Here is a 4,790-nt window from a genome sequence, read left to right on the forward strand (position 1 = left end):
AACCTCACGCCTGGAGATTTCGCGCGGCCGGGATTCTTCTTTCAAATCGGCGTTGTTCCTGTCCGTATCGATATCCTGACAGAAGTCGATGGACTTACCTTCGACGAGGCGTGGCGAGAGCGGGAGCACCTCAAGTTCGAAGGTGTCGTTGTCCCTTTCATCAGCAAAAAGCATCTGCTGGTCAACAAACGAGCATCTGGACGGCCGAAGGACCTCGCGGATGTAGTTCTCCTCGAGGCAGAGCAACCCGTGAACCGATCGCGAAGCAGTGACCACACATAGGCTCGAGGGGCAGCACATCGGCGGGCGGGGGCGGCTCGTCGACTACAGCAACCTGGTAAAGCTGCCGCACACCATCTTCGCCCTGCCGTTCGCGCTGGTGGGTGCCACGCTGGCGTCGTACCACCACCGCGTGGACCCGTGGGACGTGCTGCTGATCCTGGCCGCGTTCACCAGCGCGCGGTTCGCGGCCATGGGCTTCAACCGCATCGTGGATCGCGCCATCGACGCGCGCAACCCGCGCACGCAGATGCGCGAGATCCCCGCCGGCAAGCTGTCCGTGGGCGAGGCCACGGCGGCCGTGGTGGCTGCCAGCGCCGTCTTCATCTTCTGCGCGGCGATGCTCAACCGCGTCTGCCTGGTGCTGGCCCCGTTCGCGCTGGGGTGGATCCTGTTCTACAGCTACACCAAGCGCTTCACCCGCTTCGCCCATCTCGTGCTGGGCCTGGCGCTGGCCATCGCCCCCGTGGGCGCGTACCTGGCCGTGGCGGGCGAGTGGAGCCGGCCGCCGGCGGCGCTGCTGGTGCTGGCGGGCGGCGTGCTGTGCTGGGTGGCGGGCTTCGACATCCTGTACTCGCTGCAGGACATCGACTTTGACCGCAGCCAGGGCCTGCACTCCATCCCCGCCGCGCTGGGCCTGAAAGGCGCGCTGGCGTTCTCGCGCGTGCTGCACCTGCTGAGCGCCGCGCAGTTCGTGTCGCTGGGGTTCCTGCTGCCGGAGCTGGGCGCGGCGTACTTCACGGGGACGGCCATCATCGCGGGCATGCTGCTGTACGAGCAGAGCCTGGTAAAGTCCGACGACCTGTCCAAGATCGACGCGGCGTTCTTCAACATCAACGGCGCCATCTCCGTCGTCTTCTTTTTGATCGTGCTGGGGGAAAGGCTCTTCGCGTGAGTGCCTCTCCCGGCGCGCCGGTCGTGTTCGGCATCACGGGCGCGTCGGGCGCGCCGTACGCCGTGCGCCTGCTGCGCGCCCTGAACGACAGCGGCACCCCCGTGCGGCTCATCGTGAGCGGCTACGGGCTGCGGCTGCTCAAGGAAGAGTCGGGGATCGACGGCGTAGACGGCCTGCGCGCCGCCACGGGCGACTGGTCGCGCGTGGAGCTGTACGACTCGCTGGACCGCGGCGCCACGCCCGCCAGCGGCTCCGCGCCGTCCGCGGGGATGGTGATCTGCCCGTGCTCCATGGGCACCCTGGCCTCCATCGCTGCGGGGACGTCGCGCAACCTGGTGGAGCGCGCGGCGGACGTGGCGCTCAAGGAGCGGCGCCCGCTCATCCTCGTTCCGCGCGAGACGCCCCTGTCGCTCCTCCACCTGGAGAACATGACGCGCCTCACGCGGGCCGGGGCCACCGTCATGCCCGCCGCGCCGGGGTTCTACCACCGGCCGCGGTCCATCGACGACCTCGTGGACTTCGTCGTGGCGCGCATCCTGGACCACCTGCGGGTGGCGCACGACGTGGGCAACCGCTGGAAGAGCGGCGAGCGCCCCGCGTGAAGACGTTCCTCTCCGAGCGGCTGGGCTGGGCGTCCACGGCAGTGCTGGCCGCCGGCGCGCTCGTTCTGGCCCTGCTGTTCGCGAACGTGCTGGGCGCGTACTGGGACTTCTACTACCTGGACGCGCCGGGGTCGGGGACGGCCCTGGAGTTCTTCATGACGCCGGCGGCGTTCATCCTGGCCCTGGGGTGCGCCGCCGTCGTCGCGCGGGCGGCCATGCGGCGCATGCGCGGCGCGGCCGCCCTGTCGCTGGGCCTGCTGGTCGCGGCGCTGCTGCTGACGGCGCTGCTGGCGGGGGAGTTCGCCATGACGCGCTCGGCGCGGGCGGGGGAGGGCGGCGGCGACCTGCTCCCCTTCTTCGAGCACCACCTGGGGCTGGACCGCTGAGCCCGCGCGGGCCGAACCGCGCGGCGACGACATCGTGATAGGGGGCGGATGAAGATCGGCATCATCTCCGACACACACGGGCTGCTGCGCGCCCAGGTCTTCGAGGTGTTCGCGGGCGTGGAGCACATCCTTCACGCCGGCGACATCGGCGACGCGGACATCCTCACGGAGCTGCAGGCCCTCGCACCCGTCACGGCCGTGTGGGGCAACGTGGATGGGATGGACATCCGCGGCCGCGTGCCGGAGGTGGCGCGGCTGGAGCTGGGCGGCGTGCGCGTGGCCATGCTGCACGGGATGCAGCTGGGCTCGCCCACGCCCGAGAAGGCCGCCGCGGCGCACCCGGACGCGGGGCTCGTCGTCTTTGGCCACTCGCACCGGCCCCTGATCCGCCAAGTCGGTTCCGTCCTGGCCGTGAACCCGGGGAGCGCGGGCCGGCGCCGCTTCAAGGACCCCGTGACCGTCGCGCTCGCCGAGCTGGCGGACGGCCGCGCCACGGCCCGACTCGTGGACCTGGATCCAGACGGGCGCTGATCGTCCGCATCCGCCGTATCTCCCACGTGCAGAATCCGATGCCCGCCGAAGCCCTCCCCTTCGTCCCCGATCGTGAACGCCCGTTCTCACGACGAAGGTTGATCGCAGGCCTGGGGCTGCTGTGCCTTGCGGCCGTCCAGCCGTGGGTGGTTTTCGTCGCGCCGATGTTCGTCGTGTTCGGAGTGCAGTGGTCCAGCCGGACGCGCGGAAGCATCCTCCCGGCCATGCTGACGGGGCTGGTGTACGTGGCCAGCCGCATGGCCGGCCTGCTGCTGCCGGTGTGGCTCTGGGACGCGATCGCACTGTCTCCTCTGCGACATCCGGTGCTGCTCCTGCTCCGGTCTTGCACGGAGGCCATGTTCATCGCGGTGGCGATCAGCAACCTGGATGATCTCGTCCGGCGGCGCGTCTCGTCTCCGGCGCCGTGAGCCGCGCGGCTTCGGTCACCATCGACATCCATCGCACTTCCGCTTTCCGCACCGACGTGATCAAGCGCATCGCAATCGCCGGCCTGCTGCTGGCCGCCGTCCCCGCCGCCGCGCAGACGGAGTGGCGCACGAACGACCGCGTGCTGCGCGCCATCTGGGACGAGGGGATGCAACGCTCCCAGCTGGAGCCCATGGCGGCCGCGCTGCTGGATTCCATCGGCCCGCGGCTCACGGGGTCGCCGGGGCAGCGGGCGGCGCACGAGTGGGCGGCGGCGCGGATGTCGGCGTGGGGCGCGGAGGCGCGCAACGAGCCGTACGGGGAGTGGATCGGCTGGCGGCGCGGGCCGGCGCACGTCGATCTCGTGGAGCCGCGCGTCCGCTCGCTGGAGGCGCGGCTGCTGTCGTACAGCCGCGGCACGGACGGGCCTGTCACGGGTGACGTCGTCGTGCTCCCGGAGCTGGCCGACACGGTGGGGCTGCGCGCGTGGTTCGCCTCCGTCCGGGGCAAGTTCGTGCTGCTGGATGCCAACCCCGTCACCTGCCGCCCCATCGAGAACTGGCAGCAGTGGGCGCGGCCGGAGACGCTGGCCGGCATCTCCCAGCAGATCGCGCGGACGGACACCGCGTGGGAGCGTCGCCTTGCCCGCTGGGGCATGGGCCCGGAGGAGCTCACGCACGTGCTGGGGCAGGCCGGCGCCGCGGGCGTGCTGACGAACGACTGGACGGGCGGATGGGGCACGGAGTTCGTGCACATGGCCACGACGCCCGCCGTCCCCGTGCTGAACGTGACCTGCGAGGACTACGGCCTGCTCTTTCGCCTGGCCCGGAACGGTCAGGGCCCCGCGCTGCGCGTGGACGCGCGGGCGGAGTACACGGGCGCCGCGCAGGCCATGAACACGGTCGCCATGGTGCGCGGCCGCCGCCTGCCCAACGAGTACGTGGTGCTCAGCGCCCACTTCGACTCGTGGGACGCGGCGTCCGGCGCCACCGACAACGGCACGGGCGTGCTGGTGATGATGGAAGCGATGCGCATCCTCCGCCGCGTCTATCCCAACCCGCGCCGGACCATCGTCGTGGGCCTGTGGAGCGGGGAAGAGCAGGGGCTCAACGGCTCGCGCGCCTTTGCCGAGGACCACCCGGAGGTGGTGGACGGCATGCAGGTGCTGCTGAACCAGGACACGGGCACGGGTGTCATCGACCGCATCTCGTTCCAGGGCTTTACGGGCGCGGCGCCGTTCTTTCGGCGCTGGCTGGCACGCGTGCCGCCGTCGCTGGGGCAGGGGATCGAGCTGGACGACCCGGGGCTGCCCAGCGCGGGCTCCAGCGACCACTCGTCGTTCGTCTGCCGGGGCGCGCCGGGCTTCTGGCTGCTGTCCAGGTCGTGGGACTACGGCACGTACACCTGGCACACCAACCGCGACACGTACGACAAGGTGGTGTTTGACGAGGTGCGCCGGAACGCGGTGCTGCTGGCCATGCTGGCGTACCAGGCGTCGGAGGACCCGCAGCGGATGCCGCGCACCATGCGCGAGATTCCCGCGACGCCGCAGGGCCAGCCCAGCCGCTGGCCCGCGTGTCAGCCCGCCGCCCGCACCCTGCAGTAAAAGATTCAAAGCATTTTCACGCAGAGGGAGCAGAGGCAGCAGAGTACTTCATCGCGCGATGAAGT

6 protein-coding genes and 1 pseudogene are annotated in these 4,790 nt (G+C 70.7%); all 7 read left to right on the plus strand.

Annotation, left to right across the window (positions count from 1 at the left end):
* Positions 1-282: pseudogene (locus tag VFZ20_RS11965) on the plus strand (hypothetical protein); the annotation flags it as partial.
* On the plus strand, positions 269-1,174 hold the full coding sequence (locus VFZ20_RS11970; protein WP_329684114.1) for a UbiA-like polyprenyltransferase: 906 nt from the start codon (positions 269-271) through the stop codon (positions 1,172-1,174). The pseudogene VFZ20_RS11965 and the gene VFZ20_RS11970, both read left to right, overlap by 14 nt.
* Positions 1,171-1,776, plus strand: a complete 606-nt coding sequence (locus tag VFZ20_RS11975; RefSeq protein WP_329684115.1) for a flavin prenyltransferase UbiX — start codon at positions 1,171-1,173, stop codon at positions 1,774-1,776. Before VFZ20_RS11970 ends, VFZ20_RS11975 begins: the two co-directional genes overlap by 4 nt.
* Complete coding sequence (locus tag VFZ20_RS11980) at positions 1,773-2,162, plus strand: hypothetical protein (protein ID WP_329684116.1); 390 nt, start codon at positions 1,773-1,775, stop codon at positions 2,160-2,162. The genes VFZ20_RS11975 and VFZ20_RS11980 overlap by 4 nt, the downstream gene beginning before the upstream one ends.
* A gap of 48 nt (positions 2,163-2,210) precedes the next feature.
* Positions 2,211-2,693 (plus strand): metallophosphoesterase family protein, encoded by a 483-nt coding sequence (locus VFZ20_RS11985; protein WP_329684117.1) that lies wholly within the window; start codon positions 2,211-2,213, stop codon positions 2,691-2,693.
* Positions 2,694-2,731: 38 nt separating this feature from the next.
* On the plus strand, positions 2,732-3,121 hold the full coding sequence (locus VFZ20_RS11990) for a hypothetical protein (RefSeq protein WP_329684118.1): 390 nt from the start codon (positions 2,732-2,734) through the stop codon (positions 3,119-3,121).
* 56 nt (positions 3,122-3,177) lie between these two features.
* Positions 3,178-4,725, plus strand: a complete 1,548-nt coding sequence (locus tag VFZ20_RS11995) for a M20/M25/M40 family metallo-hydrolase (RefSeq protein ID WP_329684119.1) — start codon at positions 3,178-3,180, stop codon at positions 4,723-4,725.
* Positions 4,726-4,790: the final 65 nt, after the last annotated feature.

It is taken from the genome of Longimicrobium sp., assembly GCF_036280135.1.
Classification (GTDB): Bacteria; Gemmatimonadota; Gemmatimonadetes; order Longimicrobiales; family Longimicrobiaceae; genus Longimicrobium.